The 16,580-nt window shown below is 40.7% G+C and carries 15 protein-coding genes; 11 read left to right on the top strand and 4 right to left on the bottom strand.

Going from position 1 to position 16,580, the window contains the following annotated elements; all coding sequences use genetic code 11:
- The first annotated feature begins 121 nt into the window (after window positions 1-121).
- The 7 genes from MKY99_RS18125 (at window position 122) to MKY99_RS18095 (ending at window position 10,314) form a co-directional block, all read left to right on the top strand.
- Window positions 122-1,858: an ABC transporter ATP-binding protein gene (locus tag MKY99_RS18125; RefSeq protein ID WP_339265519.1), complete on the top strand. Its 1,737-nt coding sequence runs from the start codon at window positions 122-124 to the stop codon at window positions 1,856-1,858.
- Window positions 1,855-3,594, top strand: a complete 1,740-nt coding sequence (locus MKY99_RS18120) for an ABC transporter ATP-binding protein (protein WP_339265517.1) — start codon at window positions 1,855-1,857, stop codon at window positions 3,592-3,594. The genes MKY99_RS18125 and MKY99_RS18120 overlap by 4 nt, the downstream gene beginning before the upstream one ends.
- Window positions 3,595-3,747: 153 nt before the next feature.
- A complete protein-coding gene (locus MKY99_RS18115; RefSeq protein ID WP_339265515.1) occupies window positions 3,748-4,527 on the top strand; it encodes a sporulation protein in 780 nt (259 codons plus the stop codon).
- A gap of 198 nt (window positions 4,528-4,725) precedes the next feature.
- Complete coding sequence (locus MKY99_RS18110) at window positions 4,726-5,439, top strand: ABC transporter ATP-binding protein (protein WP_339265513.1); 714 nt, start codon at window positions 4,726-4,728, stop codon at window positions 5,437-5,439.
- Window positions 5,432-7,033 carry a hypothetical protein gene (locus MKY99_RS18105; protein ID WP_339265511.1) on the top strand — a complete coding sequence of 534 codons (1,602 nt, stop codon included), beginning with the start codon at window positions 5,432-5,434 and terminating at the stop codon, window positions 7,031-7,033. Before MKY99_RS18110 ends, MKY99_RS18105 begins: the two co-directional genes overlap by 8 nt.
- 135 nt (window positions 7,034-7,168) lie before the next feature.
- Window positions 7,169-8,776, top strand: coding sequence for an S-layer homology domain-containing protein (locus tag MKY99_RS18100; protein WP_339265509.1), 1,608 nt, complete (start codon window positions 7,169-7,171; stop codon window positions 8,774-8,776).
- Between the two features lie 245 nt (window positions 8,777-9,021).
- Entirely contained in the window at window positions 9,022-10,314 is a 1,293-nt protein-coding gene (locus MKY99_RS18095; protein WP_339265507.1) for a galactokinase family protein, read from the top strand.
- 93 nt (window positions 10,315-10,407) lie between these two features.
- On the opposite strand, the gene MKY99_RS18090 is transcribed toward MKY99_RS18095, so the two are convergent.
- The 4 genes from MKY99_RS18090 to MKY99_RS18075 form a co-directional block, all read right to left on the bottom strand.
- The gene (locus MKY99_RS18090) at window positions 10,408-10,926 is read right to left on the bottom strand and encodes a GNAT family N-acetyltransferase (RefSeq protein ID WP_339265505.1); all 519 of its coding nucleotides are present in this window, start codon (window positions 10,924-10,926) and stop codon (window positions 10,408-10,410) included.
- A 25-nt stretch (window positions 10,927-10,951) separates the two neighbouring features.
- The gene (locus MKY99_RS18085) at window positions 10,952-11,404 is read right to left on the bottom strand and encodes a MarR family transcriptional regulator (protein ID WP_339265503.1); all 453 of its coding nucleotides are present in this window, start codon (window positions 11,402-11,404) and stop codon (window positions 10,952-10,954) included.
- A gap of 342 nt (window positions 11,405-11,746) precedes the next feature.
- Window positions 11,747-12,463 carry a glycosyltransferase family A protein gene (locus tag MKY99_RS18080; RefSeq protein WP_042189343.1) on the bottom strand — a complete coding sequence of 239 codons (717 nt, stop codon included), beginning with the start codon at window positions 12,461-12,463 and terminating at the stop codon, window positions 11,747-11,749.
- Window positions 12,460-13,167: a glycosyltransferase gene (locus MKY99_RS18075; RefSeq protein ID WP_339265501.1), complete on the bottom strand. Its 708-nt coding sequence runs from the start codon at window positions 13,165-13,167 to the stop codon at window positions 12,460-12,462. The genes MKY99_RS18080 and MKY99_RS18075 overlap by 4 nt, the downstream gene beginning before the upstream one ends.
- A gap of 340 nt (window positions 13,168-13,507) precedes the next feature.
- Between MKY99_RS18075 and MKY99_RS18070 the strand changes: the two genes are divergently transcribed.
- From MKY99_RS18070 to MKY99_RS18055, 4 genes are all read left to right on the top strand, one after another.
- Entirely contained in the window at window positions 13,508-14,080 is a 573-nt protein-coding gene (locus tag MKY99_RS18070) for a hypothetical protein (RefSeq protein WP_076300592.1), read from the top strand.
- A gap of 68 nt (window positions 14,081-14,148) precedes the next feature.
- Window positions 14,149-14,817 (top strand): hypothetical protein, encoded by a 669-nt coding sequence (locus MKY99_RS18065; RefSeq protein ID WP_076286232.1) that lies wholly within the window; start codon window positions 14,149-14,151, stop codon window positions 14,815-14,817.
- A complete protein-coding gene (locus MKY99_RS18060) occupies window positions 14,780-15,790 on the top strand; it encodes a hypothetical protein (protein ID WP_076300594.1) in 1,011 nt (336 codons plus the stop codon). Before MKY99_RS18065 ends, MKY99_RS18060 begins: the two co-directional genes overlap by 38 nt.
- A 35-nt stretch (window positions 15,791-15,825) precedes the next feature.
- Window positions 15,826-16,575 (top strand): hypothetical protein, encoded by a 750-nt coding sequence (locus MKY99_RS18055; RefSeq protein WP_339265498.1) that lies wholly within the window; start codon window positions 15,826-15,828, stop codon window positions 16,573-16,575.
- The last annotated feature ends 5 nt before the right edge of the window (window positions 16,576-16,580 follow it).

Genomic DNA, 16,580 nt, shown 5'->3' with positions numbered 1-16,580 from the left:
AATCGTATGGGAGTGATACGAATCAAATATTATTAATATGTGAGTAGATATGCCATAATCATAACTGTTATTATACATATTTCAAGTGCTTAAATACTTCTTATGTTGGGTGTGGATGACGTTGTTTAAAATTGCAGTCTATTTAAAACCGTACAAAAAAGAAGCCATCATCGGTCCAATCTTCAAGCTGATGGAAGCGATTCTGGAGCTGATTTTGCCTACCATTGTCGCGTTAATCATCAATAACGGGGTAGGAAATCATGACAGTGCTTATGTATACCGTATGGGTGGCCTGATGGTGCTGATGTCTCTGCTTGGCTTCGGTTGCTCCATGGTGTGCCAATACTATGCAGCACGAGCATCTCAGGGATTCGGCACGACGCTTCGTAATAAAATGTTCAAACATATTACATCTTTATCGTACGCTGAGCTGGATACGTTCGGTACGCCTACGCTGATTAACAGAATTACCAATGACGTAAACCAGCTGCAGATTGCAGTGGCTATGCTGATTCGCCTGGTTATTCGTGCGCCGTTTATCTGCATCGGGGCTATCATAATGTCCATGATTTTGGATTTTAGATTATCGCTGATTTTAATAGCGGCAACGCCGATTTTTGGCATTATATTATATTTTATTATCACTCGAAGTGCACCTTTGTATCGAAAATACCAGCAGAAGCTGGATGCCCTTGCGCTCGTTCTTAGTGAGAATTTGTCGGGGATACGAGTCATTCGTGCTTTTGCGAAGAGACGTACGGAAAAAGAACGTTTTGATGCCTCATCTGAGGATTTAACCACTACAGCGATCCGGGTCTCGCGGATTTCCGCTTTACTTGGACCTATGACGACACTTGTAGTAAACGCGGCGATCATAGCTATTTTATGGGTAGGTGGAATTCACATTGATGGGGGGCGATTGTCTCAAGGTGAGATCATTGCCTTTATCAATTACGTCACTCAAATCTTGCTGGCACTTATAGTGGTCTCCAACTTGGTCATTATTTTTACAAAAGCCTCATCTTCTGCCAATCGTGTGAATGAAGTGCTGAGTGTCAAAGCATCCGTGTCCGAGGACGGGAATGTTGTGATGACTGAACCTGATCATACCGCTCCTGCCATATCATTCGATCATGTATCGTTTGGTTATAATACAACAGGAGAATTGGCATTAGAGGATATTTCGGTAGTCATTAACCGCGGAGAAACTGTGGGGCTGATTGGCAGTACGGGTTCTGGTAAATCTACTTTCGTGAACTTAATTCCACGTTTTTATGATGCAGTGCAAGGTGAAGTTAAAGTGGATGGAGTGAATATCAGAGATTATAAGCTGCATCAGCTTCGTGAGAAAATAGGGATTGTGCCGCAAAAAGCAGTGTTGTTTACTGGAACAATCGCTGAGAATATTCGTTGGGGTAAGGAAGACGCAAACGAGGAAGAAATCATGCAAGCAGCCTCTGTTGCTCAGGCGGAAGAGTTTATTCGTAAATTGCCAGAAGGATTGAATACGCAGGTATCACGTGGCGGACTTAATTTATCCGGGGGGCAAAAGCAGCGCTTGACCATAGCTCGTGCAGTGGTAGGTAAGCCGTCGATTCTAATTCTGGATGACTCCTCCAGTGCGCTGGATTTCGCTACTGATGCGGCTCTACGTAAAGCGCTCAAAGAGAGCAGCCAGCAAATGACCGTACTCGTTGTCTCGCAGAGGGTGAGCACTGTAAGGCAAGCGGATAAAATTATGGTATTTGAGGAAGGGCGGATCGCCGGTATCGGAACCCATGAGGAGCTGATGCGTGGTTGTGAAGTGTACAAAGAAATCTGCCTGTCCCAGCTATCGAGTGAGGAGTCGGGCCAATGAACAAAAACAACATTTGGAAAAGACTAATTGTATATACAGGACATTATAGAAAAATAGCTATTGGGGCAGTTATATGCGCGTTACTCAGTGTGATCGCCAGTCTAATCGGACCACTACTTATCGGTAAAGCCATTGATTTTATGATCGGACCGGGAGAGGTGGATTTTGACGCCGTACTTAGACTGCTTTTGATTCTGGCAGCGGTATATATTGTCGGCAGCTTTTTTGGATGGCTCCTTACCTATCTGACGAATCGAATCGCCTACCGGACTGTATATGACTTACGGCGGGAGCTTTTTGATAAATTAAATGTTTTGCCTTTAAAATTTCACGACAACCACCCGCAAGGAGACAGTATCAGCCGGTTTGTTAACGATATGGATGCCGTCTCTGATGGACTGCTGCAAGGTTTCTCCACACTGCTTACAGGGATCATCACCATTGTTGGGGCAATTGTGTTTATGTTGTACATCAGTCCTCTGATGACCTTAGTAGTTCTTCTGTCAGCACCCGCCACCTTTTTTGTGGCCAGATTTATTACGATGCGATCTCAAAAGATGTTTAAAGAGCAGGCGAAGATTCTCGGTGGTCTCAATGGCTATGTGGAGGAAATGATCGGCGGGCAAAAAGTAGTCACCGCTTATCATTATGAAGAACGTGCAATGTCTCAGTTTGAAGAACAAAACGAGACGTTATATCAGACCGGTGTGAAGTCACAATTTTATGGCTCCTTATCCAATCCGACAACGCGGCTAGTAAATAACGTTACGTTCTCAGTTATAGCTATGATCGGTAGTGTTATGGTAATTCGGGGTCATTTCACGGTAGGGGATCTGTCCAGTTTCTTGATCTTCTCCAACTTGTTCGCTAAGCCGTTTAATGAAATAACAGGTGTGATTACACAGCTTCAATCGGCAACTGCCTCTGCGCAGCGGATCTTCTCCATTCTCGATCTAACACCAGAACCCGCTGATTCTAAGGGCGCAAAAATCATGAGTACAAGTCAAGGAACCATTACCTTCGAAAAAGTATCCTTTGCTTATAATCCAGAACGTCCCTTGATTAACGATTTCAGTCTAGAAGTGAAGCCCGGTACCCGAGTTGCGATTGTAGGTCAGACTGGAGCAGGGAAGACGACGCTGGTAAACCTGCTCATGCGTTTCTACGATGTGGACCGTGGGTCCATCAAGATTGATGGTGTGGATATTAAGACCATTACGCGTGACAGTCTGCGACGTAATTTTGGGATGGTGCTGCAGGATACTTGGCTCTTTGGGGGCACGATCAGAGATAATATTGCTTACGGAAAACCTGGGGCTACAGAGGAGGAAATCATCGCTGCTGCTAAAGCTGCTAATGCTCATAGCTTCATTAAACGTCTGCCAGAAGGGTATGATACGAAGATCAGTGGCTCAGGGGATAATCTCTCCCAAGGACAGAAGCAGCTACTTACCATTGCACGAGTAATGCTTGTAGATCCGCCTATGCTCATCTTAGACGAGGCTACAAGCAGTATTGATACCTTAACTGAGGTACGGATTCAGAAGGCTTTTCTGACTATGATCGCTGGTCGGACCAGCTTTGTGATTGCCCACCGATTGTCAACGATTCGGGAGTCGGATCTCATTCTTTTCATGAAGGATGGAGACATTGTGGAGAGTGGTACGCATGATCAACTCCTAGCCAGCGGTGGATATTACGCCAGATTATATAACAGCCAGTTCGCCTCAGCGTAGACTTTGTGAAGAAAAAGAAGTATTCGACCCTATTTGGGGCGAGGATGCTTCTTTTTTGTCAGTAGCATGGCATTTACTGTCCCGTAAATGAAACCTCAGGTGGTTCCCTTCGTATCCTTAAATATGCAAATATTAGGGAGGGAATTCATTACAATGTCAATGTTTAAACGAATGCTCGCGAGTGCCGGAATTGGAGCGGCTAAAGTAGATCTCATGCTCCATCAAGATTTCGTGAACGCAGGTGATACGATCAGTGGTTCCGTTCGAATTCAAGGTGGCCGAGTGGATCAGGAGGTCGATGACGTCTACGCATTCGTTAAGACGCGTTACTTGAAAGAGCTGAACGATAAGAAGATGGAAGTGGAAGCGACGGTATCCAAATTCCTGTTAGCAAGTAAATTTAAAGTAGTGGCGGAGCAGGTTTATGAATTTCCCGTCTCATTCCAGCTTCCGGCGATAACGCCAGTGACGTTAGGGAGATCGCCGGTTTGGATTCAAACCGGACTTGATATTAAAGAGGCAATTGATCCAAAGGATCAGGATTATCTTCAAGTAGGCCCTCATCCATATTGTGCTATTATTTTGGATGCGATGAATCAGCTCGGGTTCCTTATTCGTGAAGTGACTTGTGAATATGCACCGCGTTACGGTAGGATCAATGGGTTAGATTTTGTTCAAGAATTTGAATTCGTTCCCCCCTCACAGTTCCGAAATCAACTAGACGAATTAGAAATCGTTTTCTTTCCAAATGAGGATGGCATTGAGTTGCTCCTACAGATTGATCGTAAGGCACGTGGTTTAGCTGGTTTGTTCGCCGATGCGCTTGATACAGATGAGAGCTTTGTGAAAATACGCTTTGATCACAATCAACTTGCTTACGGAGTTGACTATGTAGCTGATCAACTGCTCGCAACGATCCATAAATACGTATAAACAGGATTATAAAAGAGAGGGGAGAACCCCTCTCTTTTTTCGTTTTTATAAAGAAAAATTTATTTATATGAAGGAATGAACTAAATGGACAGGATAAACGTACTATAGTAAAACTATCCTAACAACGTATGAAACGGTAGGCATTGATTGCATGATGAAAGTTACTAATACGAATACGAACGGAGAGGGAGTGCCAAGATGTTGACAATAAAGCATTTTACCAAGAGCTATAAGGGCGGTAAGAAGGCAGTGAATGACTTGAACTTAGTGGTCAAGAAAGGCGATATTTATGGCTTTATCGGTCATAACGGCGCGGGGAAAACAACGACGATTCGGGCAGTAGTAGGTGTTCTTGATTTTGAAGAGGGGGATATCGAAATAGGTGGACATTCCATCAAAAAAGATCCTTTAGCCTGCAAAGCGATCACTGCGTATATTCCAGATAATCCAGATCTATACGATCATCTGACCGGCATTCAATACTTGAATTTTATTGGTGATCTTTTTAGTGTATCGAAAGCTGATCGGGAGTTGTTGATTAAGAAATATGGCGATGAATTTGAGATTACATCTCATTTGGGGGATTTAATCTCCTCGTATTCTCATGGTATGAAGCAGAAGCTCGCGATCATCTCAGCACTGATACATAAACCGAAGCTGTTAGTTCTGGATGAGCCCTTTGTGGGACTTGATCCAAAAGCGGCACACACGCTTAAAAAAATCATGACGGAGATTTGCAGTCAGGGCAGTGCGATCTTTTTTTCAACGCATGTACTGGATGTAGCGGAGAAGCTCTGTAATAAGATTGCCATTATCAAAGCGGGAGAATTGATTACGCATGGGAAAACAGAAGAGGTGAAGGGTGACAGCAGCCTTGAAGATGTATTTTTGGAGTTGATTAAGCATGATTAATATCTGGAGATTGACGAAGATTCAGCTGATCTCTTCCTTTGGGTTAAATAAAGCTTTGCACACACGTGATGTGAAAGAAAGACAAAAAATGCTGTGGCTGACCATCGGGATCCTAATTGGAATTGTTATGATGGCTGTGGTTTCATTTGGTTATAGCTATATGATAGCAGAGACCCTTGAACAGATTGGTCGGCCAGAGCTGCTCCTTGCGATAATGATGGCAGTTACTTGCTTAATCGGATTTTTTACAACGATCTATAAGGCTAGTGGTGTATTATTTGGCTCCAAAGACTACGATCTCGTAATGTCGCTGCCAATCAAAACGAGTCATATTGTAGCAAGTCGGGTGGCTCAGCTTTATGTGTTAAACCTATTCTTCTCTTTGATGGTGATGGTACCTGCAGGCATTGTTTATGCTATAAAGGTGAATCCCGGCGTACTATATTATTTGTATTTTTTGATGACACTGTTATTTATTCCATTAGTGCCGATCATAGCTGCAACGATTATAGGTGCTCTGATCAGCTGGGTTTCCTCAAGATTTAAAGGAAGTCGTATAATAACGCTCATCCTAACTTTTGTTGTAATTATTGCTATAATTGTTGGTTCAGGTCAAATAAATGGTAACAATCCACAATTACTTGCGGATATGAGCGCTCAAATTGCTGATCAAATATACAACTTGTATCCTTTGACGCTTATGTATGTAAATGCGGTTTGCTCGTTTCAGTTTGATTCCTTAGTATTGTTCATTGGGTTTTCGCTGATTTCTTTTATGCTGTTTACCATCGTGCTTGGTAGCAAATATAAAGCGATCCACACAGGTCTTACGACTTCTTTTTCAAAAAATAAATATCAAATGAAATCACTTGCAGTATCCTCACCGCTTTATACATTGTATAAAAAAGAGCTGCGTCGCTATTTTAGTTCTTCTATCTATGTACTTAACACGAGTATAGGCATGGTAATGTTACTTGTGTTGGCGATCGCCTTACTGTTCGTTAGTGCAGAGCAACTAGGACAACTCGTTGAGATACCAGAGCTTTCAAATTATCTGAATCGACTGGCTCCACTGTTTGTTTCCGTTTTTGTAACTTTAAGCTGTACGACATCCAGTTCTATATCGCTCGAAGGTAATAATATTTGGATCTTAAAAAGCGCACCTGTGCCGACATTAACGATATTGCTAAGTAAAATCGCAGTGAATCTTACGATTACCGTGCCGATTGTAGTTGTCAGTAGTGTGCTCCTCATGATATCCCTAGGTACGGGATGGGTGGAAAGCTTGCTATTATTGGTTATTCCGGTCCTTTATGCTTGTCTTACTGCAATGACTGGTGTACTCGTTAACTTGAAGTTACCTAAACTGGAGTGGACAAATGAAGTATCGGTAGTCAAACAAAGCGCATCCGTCTTAGTGGCGATGTTGATAGGGTTTATAAGTTTACTGATTCCTTTTGGTATGAGTCTGCTGCTATCTGATCTGAATGGCAATCTCGTATTGTTAGGGATTGGATTACTAATAATAGTGGTTTGTGGTGCGATGTATCGATATATTCAATCCAAAGGGGAGCTTTTATTTCGGGCTCTTTAAATCATAGGGGGATCCTAAAAGTCGTAACGGCTAGTGGGATGCCCTATTTTTTTTGCGCTCTACCAATATTTTAGCAGTGTTTATAGCTTCTATCCTTGGTATAATTCGAAGATTATATCCGAGGAGGATCATCTCGTGAACAATAGATTTGGTAGATTTGTAATTACGATACTTGTAGTAGTGCTTGTAGCTGGAGTATTTATTCAACATATATCGGCTGATGATGAGGCGCCTTTTAAGGATATAGATACTAGTTATGCTAAAAATGAAATTATAGATTTGTATCACCGCAACATATTAACCGGCACAACGGCGACAAGCTTCTCACCTACTAAATCGATTACTAGAGCGGAATTCATTACGGTTCTTGACCGTCTGCTAAAGCTTGATCCGGCAGTCAGTCCAGTATCTCCTTATACAGATGTAGCTAAAAAAGCTTGGTATTACGGCTGGATACAGGCAGCTGTTCAGCTTGAGCTGGCTAACGGCACATCGGCAACTACTTTCACGCCAGCAAAAGCAGTTACCAGGCAGGAAGCGGCTGTATGGATGGCCAAAGCTTTAAAGCAAACAAACCATACTCATGCTCTAACTTCGTTCAATGATCGAAATAAAATTGCTAGCTGGGCAAGATCAGCTGTTGCAACTGTAAATGATCTAGGTTTAATGAAGGGGGATAATCGCAAGAATTTCCGCCCCTCTGATCCTATAACTAGACAGGAAACGGCCGTCCTCATTGACCGAGTGCTGCAAAATGAGAGTTGGGCAGCAGAACTCGATGATGAGCCGGAGGATCGAATCGTTATAGGCTGGCAATATGGGCAGACGACGGCACAATATGAGAATACGGTTCTGAAATCCAACGTTAACACCTTATCACCACGGTGGTATTATGTAGGAAAAACAGGTGCAGTAACGGATTCAACGGATACTTCGCTGATCACATGGGCAAAGAAGAATAATAAGAAAATATGGGCGATGGTAGGCAATCGATCGGATCAAGAAGCGACCCATCAAATGTTGTCGAGTATAACCACAAGGAATACTGCAGTAAATCAATTAGTAGCTTTAGTGAGCAAATATAGATTAGATGGACTAAACATTGATTTTGAAAATGTAGCGCCTGACGATCGTGAGTATTTGACCTCGTTCATTACATTATTAGCTGAGAAAATGCATGCTCTTAACGCGAAGCTATCAATAGACGTCTCTCCTGATCTTGGAACAGATTGGACAGATGCTTTTGACTACGCTGCACTAGGTAAGCAAGTGAACTATATGGTGATGATGGGTTATGACGAACATTATGACGGGAGTAAGCTTCCAGGGTCCAATGCTTCTATTCCTTTTGATCAACATGCAGTGGATACTGTACTAAAGGACGTACCCAGCCATAAGGTTATATTGGCACTGCCTTTATATAATCGGGACTGGACATTGAATCAGAATGGTACGGTTTCATCTTCAAAGTATATCTCGCTTCCGGAGCAAAATCAGATTATTAGTAGCTATGGAATGAAACCTGTATGGAATGAGACTTTAGGACAATATGTTGCCAACTATTCGAAGCAGTCCATAAAGCACACGATCTGGATTGAGGATGGCCGTTCTTTAATAGCGAAATACGATTTAAGCGTTAAGAACAATCTAGCCGGAATCGCTTATTGGTATATAGGTGGGGAAAGCGCAGATATATGGTCTAGCGTAAGTAATGCAGAGAAATTTTACGATTATACCTTTTAAAAAGAAAGACTGGATGCATATAGCTATCTTGCTATGGCATTCAGTCTTTTTATTTAGTTATCACAGCGCAACGACCGCGCGTTACGGTGAAAGCTCTTGGCACGCAACATATACACTAAATATATATATTTGAGGAATTATAAGTCATAATCATCCATATAAAAGTTACATTTTTCACTAGTATGAAATAATTAATAAATGCTATATTCTTCTTGAGCAATTATACATATGGAGGAATTCAAAGGATGCCATCAATTACAGAAACAATTCAACTGATCGAATCAAAAGAATTTCAAAGAACATTAGAAAGTCTGTATGGTGATGTTCCATCTATCATTAACGATCAAAAGCAAAGATATAAAACCTTGGTTCAGGAATATGTAAAAAAATTTGCAGAGGGCGAAGTGTTTCTCTTTAGCTCACCAGGGCGCAGTGAAATTAGTGGCAATCATACAGATCATAATCTAGGTAAAGTAATTGCTGCCAGTATAAACATGGATTGTATTGGAGCGGCTGCGAAAAATGATCAAAATATTATTCGTATAAAAAGCATTACCTATAACGAAGACTTCATTATTGATTTAAATTCGAGTGGGAATAGCCTTAACCTTTCAGGAACATATACCTTAGTTAAAGGGATTTTGGACGGTTTTGAACGTTACGGTTATAAATTAGGCGGTTTTGATGTTTGTATCACAAGTGATGTCATAAGTGCAGCAGGTGTAAGCTCATCAGCTTCTTTTGAGATGTTGATATGTTCTATTATTAATTTCTTCTACAATAATAACGAGATGGATGTCGTTACCTGTGCCAAGATAGGCCAATATGCAGAGAATTCAGAGTGGAACAAACAATCGGGTTTGCTCGACCAAATTGCTTGTGGATATGGGGGACTAATTTCGATTGATTTTAAAACCATAGAGGCTCCGCTGATCACTACATTAAATTTTTCATCCATTGACAAAGGTTATGAGTTATTTATTGTCCCCACAGGTGCAAACCATGCAGATTTAAGTGAAGAATACTCCTCAATTCCAACAGAAATGAAGGCTGTTGCCCGAGAACTTGGGAAAAATGTGCTTCGTGATTTAGAAAAGCAAGATATATTGGACAACCTGGACAAACTTAGAGAGAGTGTTGGAGATAGAGCTGTATTGAGAGCACTGCATTTCTATGAGGAAAACATTCGAGTTGATCAACAAGTAGAAGCTTTGACAGACGATAATGCAAACAGCTTCATAAGACTCGTAAATGAATCTGGAAACTCATCCTGGAAATGGCTGCAAAATTGCTATTCTAACTCTACTCCTACTGAACAGGGTGTGACACTATATTTGGCATTAACTGAGCTGTTTATCAAGGAGAAGGGGGCAGGAGCCTGCAGGGTACATGGAGGCGGTTTTGCAGGAGTTATAATGGCTTTATTGCCAAAAGAATATACGGATTCCTATAAAGCATATATGCACTCATTTGGTGTTGAGCAGATTTATCCTGTCCGCATTCGTAAGCATGGTGCTATTAATTTAAATCTATTATAGGCGTTTATCAGTCGGCACCTAGTTAGCGTATATCTATATACTTGGTGCCGATTTTTTTTCTGATGATGTTCTAGTTTACGAAATATGAGAATATTAACTGAGTGTTTTAGTCATTATAAAATCTATTTGTTCTTCATCACCCATATAAAAAGAGTGAGTCCCTGTTTGAACGAAATTCATTTTTTCATAGAATTTAATTGCATTCTCATTTTTTTCCCAAACGCCTAACCAAATCTTCTCTTTATTCTGATCTTTTGCTATGTCTAAAGCCTTATTCATCAGGTATTTACCTAGTCCCCGTTTATGAAATTTCCCCCTGATATAAATCCTCTCGATTTCAAGCGAATCATTACCCATTTTTTCTGATTGGGCATCATTAAAGTTTAGCTTTAAATACCCAGCAACTTCCTTATTCAAAAAAATAAAATAGAATTCCGAACAATTATTTAATAATTCTTTTCCTAATTGTTTCAAATTAAAAGCACGATCTAAGTAAGCTTTCATAATTGCAGGTGAGTTTTGATTCTGAAATGTATCGTTAAATGTTTCAACACTGATTTCTTGGAGCAACCCTAAATCTTCAAACGTACACTTTTTTATATTTATGGTCATTTTTATTTGTCCTCCGTTTACTAAGTCAATAATCTCTTTTGTTTCCTTTTTTGACTAACTCCCAGTCTTTTTCTACATTTTTTCTGACTCTCTGCAGCAAAGTAAACATAGTTTCTACTTCACTCTCAGAGAATCCAGATAATGCGACCTTATTGGAATAATCGTTTTCCCTTTTTATGTATGGGTACAAAGTAACCCCTTTCTCCGTTGGAAATAGTTTTTTTATTTTTTTATTTTGAATGTCTTCTTTCTTTTCAATAAATCCATTAATTTCTAATTTCTTAATTGCACGTGAAGCTGTTGTTCGATCTACTTTTATCATCTCAGCTAACTTTTCTTGAATTATTCCTGGGTTTTCACATATTCGAACAAGGTACAAATATTGCCCTTTTGTAAGGTCATGTTCTGCAAATTCTATATTGCTTATTGAATCTAATGCCCTAGCTATCATTCCAATTTCACGTAGGATTTCCTTCATAAATAACTCCTTAGCGCGTATTTTGTTGTAAATGCAACAAATAATATATATTAACTTATCTCATAATTGTTGCATTTGCAATAAAAAATAAATAAATAAAATAGCGAGGTGAGTAAAGTGAAGCGTGACTTCTATGTATTAGAAATTTATAAAACTAACTCTTGGTATTTCACGATTGGAAGCCCTTATAAAAAGACTGGATAGCAAGATGGTTATGTTGCCATCCAGTCTTTTTATTGGGTTATTACCGCACAAATGGTAGTCTCTCGTTATTGAACAGTGTCCGGTAACATCAGCAAATAACTCGATCTGGCCAAAGTCTGCATTTCGTATTTCATTAATTCAGTTTCGAGTGACGTATTTTTTGAAGTTTTTTACTTTAATAACTTTAACACTTTTTGATAAAAGCTTCTTGTCGCTGACGATCCAGGTGTGATCTTTGGAGTTTTTTCTACGAATTGCAGCGAAGTTATACTTATTACCTGCGTAAATCTTAAAGCCATGAGCTGCGCAATCAGCACAAAATTTAACGCATTCACCTCTGTTCCGATTTGGAAAAGAAATCTGATCGAACACCTTGCGTTTAATGAGTAGGGTCGCACCTTGAACATTGGTTACATATTTATTCTCCATTCGGAGGTAACGAAGCAAAAGTAACTTCTTATCATTCAAATACATATAGTGAGCCCGTTTTCCAACGATATCTGCTTTAGTCTTATGGAGTATTTGCATGCTATCAGTTAAATAGTTGGAAGCGTAATAATCGTCATCATCAAATTTTGCAATATAACTATAATTCGCTAATTGCACACCAAAATTCAAACAATAACCGAGAGAATGATGTTCCGGTACTTTAAAAACCCACACATTCTTATGTTTTTTTGCAGCAGCTGTATAGTCATCTATCTTCAAACTATCATTATTTATGATTACGATAAGTTCTTTAAGATTAAAATTTTGTCGTCGATAGTTATCAAACAGTGTATTTATACAGTCAGCTCGTTTCGTACAGGTCAGAATAGATACAGCAGATATAGTGGAATCTGTAGCCCGTTTCATAATTTGATCTTTGGACTGCGTCCAACAAATGCTTTGTAATTTTTAATATTACGGATGATCTTATGGTTTGCTATTAAAGTGCTATCACTGATGATCCATGTGTGCTTTAAAGAGTTTTTTCTACGGATGGCTACGAAGTTATTCTTACTCGCAGAATAAACCTTATAACCTTTCTTTCTGCTTCTGCTGCAAAAAAGATCATCTTCACCCACGTTTTTATTAGGGAATTTCACATGATCGAATACTTTACGTTTGAAGACGAGTGTAGCGCCTGGGAGATGGGTAACTGTTCGATGTTCGTCATGCGCGAAACGAAGGATTAAAGTCTTTGAACCACTTAAATACATATAATGAGCCCGCTTTCCAAGAATATCAGCATTTGTTCTATTTAATGTCTGAATACTTTCTGTCAAATAATGAGGGGCATAATAATCGTCGTCATCGAATTTGGCGATGGTATGATATTTGCATTTTGTGACGGCATAGTTTAAGCATGAACCCAGAGTTTGATGTTCTGGCTTACGAAATATCTTTATGTTTTTGTATTTTTTAGCTAAGTGTTGGTAGGGGGAAAGTGGAATTGCATTGTTATTGATAATAATGATGAGTTCTTTTTGGGCATATCGTTGTCTGTTGAAATTTTGGAGTAGGTTGTTTAAATAATTTTGACGATTTGTACAGGTAATAATAGAAACACCTTTCATCTAACCAACCCCTCAGATGCTTTTTTTGGAAAAAGTCTCATAATACGATATGTCCAAGTTAGAATAGAGTAACGGCATATTAACCTCAGGGATGCAAAAATGGATTTTTATAAAGAACACAAGATCACAGTCATGACTGTGTTATCGAGATCTAGCTCAGCTTGAAGCAACAATACAGTATCTCTCCCTAGTAAAGGCCATTTCCAAAATTCAGGTGAAAAGTAGGAAGACTCAGGACAAATGATCACTATAATGGAAATAAGAGACATACTTAGATACAATCTATAGGATATAAATAAGAATTAGTCTGAATAAGAAAGCGATTAGAGGAGGCCATCTCGTGGGAAGATCATTCGCAAATTTGCATATCAAGTCGAACAACCTTGAGAAGACTGTCGGAGCATTAAGAGAGCTAAGCGAAGGGCATGCCACAGTATTAGGCAAGCCAAATAATGAGGCTCAAGAGTTCAATGTTGTCATGTACGTAAGCAAAAGCAACGAGTACTGGATCAGCGTGCTCCATGATTATTTTGTATGGGGTACGGTGAAGAAGATCGGCAAAACGCTGTCTCGGCTTATCGAGGAGCCAGTGATGACCGCCGGATATATAAATGAGGAAATATTCGAGTTGTCGTTGTTCGAGAATGGAGATATTGAGGCCGAAAGAATCTTTTGTGAACAGTGGACGAGGGATGAATATGAACAACTCAAAGAAGAGCGTCTTAACGATGACTATTTGCAGAAAGCGTTGGATATCCGCAATGAGGATTTTGACGACTTCATTAGCATTACGAGTCCGGCACAAGCCGTAGATAAGCTGTCAGAACTCGTAAGAATGTCATTATGGAGCGATTGGGAGTGGATCCCGCACGAAGAAACTCTCAAAGAACGATTTGCGAAATATGAATTTTGAAAATACATGAGCAAATGGCTAAGGTCATCTGAGATGACACTTTAGAACATGGCGGTGAGAGAAAAGAAATGGATAGATTAAAGAACAGCGGATTTTATAAACTTAGATTCTTCATAAGGCCGGAAGAGTTTGAAAGCGTTTTGAAGCTTTTTGAACATAAGCAAGCGCAATTTTATCTAACCAATTATGCCCAGACAGAGCATGACCAGAATCAGGTGTATGAGGCGTATCAGTCATTTTATCATTATTTTACGGCAGAGGAAAAAAGGAATGATGGTCACCCATTCTTTGTTTATTCCATTTCTGTTGCGTCTGATAATGAAGGCTCCGGATTTTTTGCGAGAAATGAAGGTGTCCATTTTCCCTATTACGGACAATGGGCAGAGGATGAATTGCCGTGTATCTTGCTTTCATTTCCTAAAGGCTTTCAAATGGATTTGGAAGATGAAAACGGGAAGTATTATATCTATGAGGATATCAGGGATCATAAGCCGTTAACATATAAGTTTTTCGATGAAATAAAAGACTCTATTAATAAAATGACAAAGCCGCTTCGCTTCTCGGCGCATGACGCAGATGCTATGAAGGAGCAAAAGCCTTCTGTGCGTATAAGCCATGATGCGATTCACGATTTGAGCAAATCGTGGATTTTCAGTAAATACGGGCTTGTGATCAATGGCAAAAAAGGAGGATTAATGGATGCGGAAAATATGGAAAAAAAGAATTCTGATCAATAATCCTGCCCTGCTGGACCGGGATCTGATCGAGCGGGATTTGCACGACGGTAACCAAGTGATTATTCAATTTTCTCACCCGGATTTTTATGGCTCCATATTGGAAGAAGTGGATGAGCTTTGCGCGCGCTGGAATGAGGATTTCGGAGTACGTTTCTACGCCCACTATTCGCTGTCTTTTGATTGTCATACTCTCTTGCGGATTCCTCATGTGAAAATGCTGCACCTCGATAGTCTCACCCAGGCACATAACACTGAAGCATTGGCGAAGCTGGATCACCTGCGCAGTTTGAGCATAGGCATATACGAGCTGGAGAATTCGGAAATTTTGGGGATTGATACGTTGCACTCTCTAAATAAATTAAACATTATCTCGGATAAAAAGACCCTCAACCTGCAATATTTTAGAGAGTTCTCTGATCTGGAGGAATTACATGTAGGGGGTAAGGTTAAAAACCTTGATGCTATAGGTTATCTGGAGAACTTGAATTATCTCGCGCTGCATTCGATCAGCAAACTGCCGTTACATTGTATTAATCGGCTGAGGAAGCTGGAGCACCTTCGCATTTTGCTTGGAGGCCGGGAGCACATTCATGAAATTGAAGAGAATACAATCGAGAACCTGGAGATTACTAGAGTCCGCGGCTTCCATGACCTGACCAATATTACAGCCTTTCAAGCGCTGAAGAGACTTGTTATTGAGGATCAAATCCAACTGAAGGAAATCAGCTTTAACCAGGATATGAAGGCACTGGAGGAACTTTCTATTAGGAATTGTAAAGGCTTAACCCGTTTGACGGGAATGGAGCAACTACCTTTGCTGCACACGCTTCGTATTCTCAAGACGGCAATCGATTTTGATTCCTTTATCCATCAGAAACTTCCGAATTCTTTATCTTCAGTGGAGTTTGCAACTTTCAAAAGTAAAGCAGACCGGGAAATACAACAATCTTTAGCAAAATTGGGTTTTCAATAAAAGGTAGGATCGTTCAGTTAACAGGAGGAGTATTTATGTACATCGTATCTCAGCCAAAACCGCTATCTGACGGCCAAAACCAAGCACTTGCGAAGGAAGACGTTACTGTTTATCCACAGGGCTACCTCCGGTTTTTGCGGCGATTCGGTGAAGGGACTTACAGAGGGTGGTTGAATGTTCAGCTTCCCGATGCGGAGGTGCTTAAACCTTTTGCCGAGTACGGATTATGGGAGCATGACGAAAACAGCCCCATTAGTGAGCAACAGATCGGCGAGTGTATCGTTATAGGTACAACGGTGGACGGTGATTTTCTGGCAGTACATCCCCAGACAGCTAGGCTGCTCTGGCTACCTCGGCATGCGGAGCACGTAAAGGCGATTTCCCTGCAGGCACGGGAGCAGGAAGACGAAGGGATGTACGCCTTGGTGCTGGATGAAATATATCGTCAGGTGTATGGAATCAGCCAAGGGGAGAGCATCTACTATGAACCGTGGACGGGCACTCGGAGCCATCTCTTTTTGCGTTTGCCACAAGGACAGGATCAGCTTACGCTGCCCGAACTGGCCGACTTATGCCAAAACGAATTTCCGCCGGATTTGTCCATTGAGAATGCCTATGCTTGTTTCCTGTTCTACCGGCAGCTGGGCGGCTATGTACGATTGAATTATGCCTACCAGCAAGAGGTGGCTGTCTTCTATGAACAGGATGCGGGGCAGGCGTTTGAAGTTATGGAGCAGTGGCTCTTGTCGAAAGGCTGCAAAGCGATCTCAGAAAATAACAGATGATCCGG

Origin of the sequence: Paenibacillus sp. FSL R5-0470, from assembly GCF_037975205.1 — a bacterium.
Classification (GTDB): Bacteria; Bacillota; Bacilli; order Paenibacillales; family Paenibacillaceae; genus Paenibacillus_AQ.
This window is presented reverse-complemented; position numbering and strand designations above follow the sequence as displayed.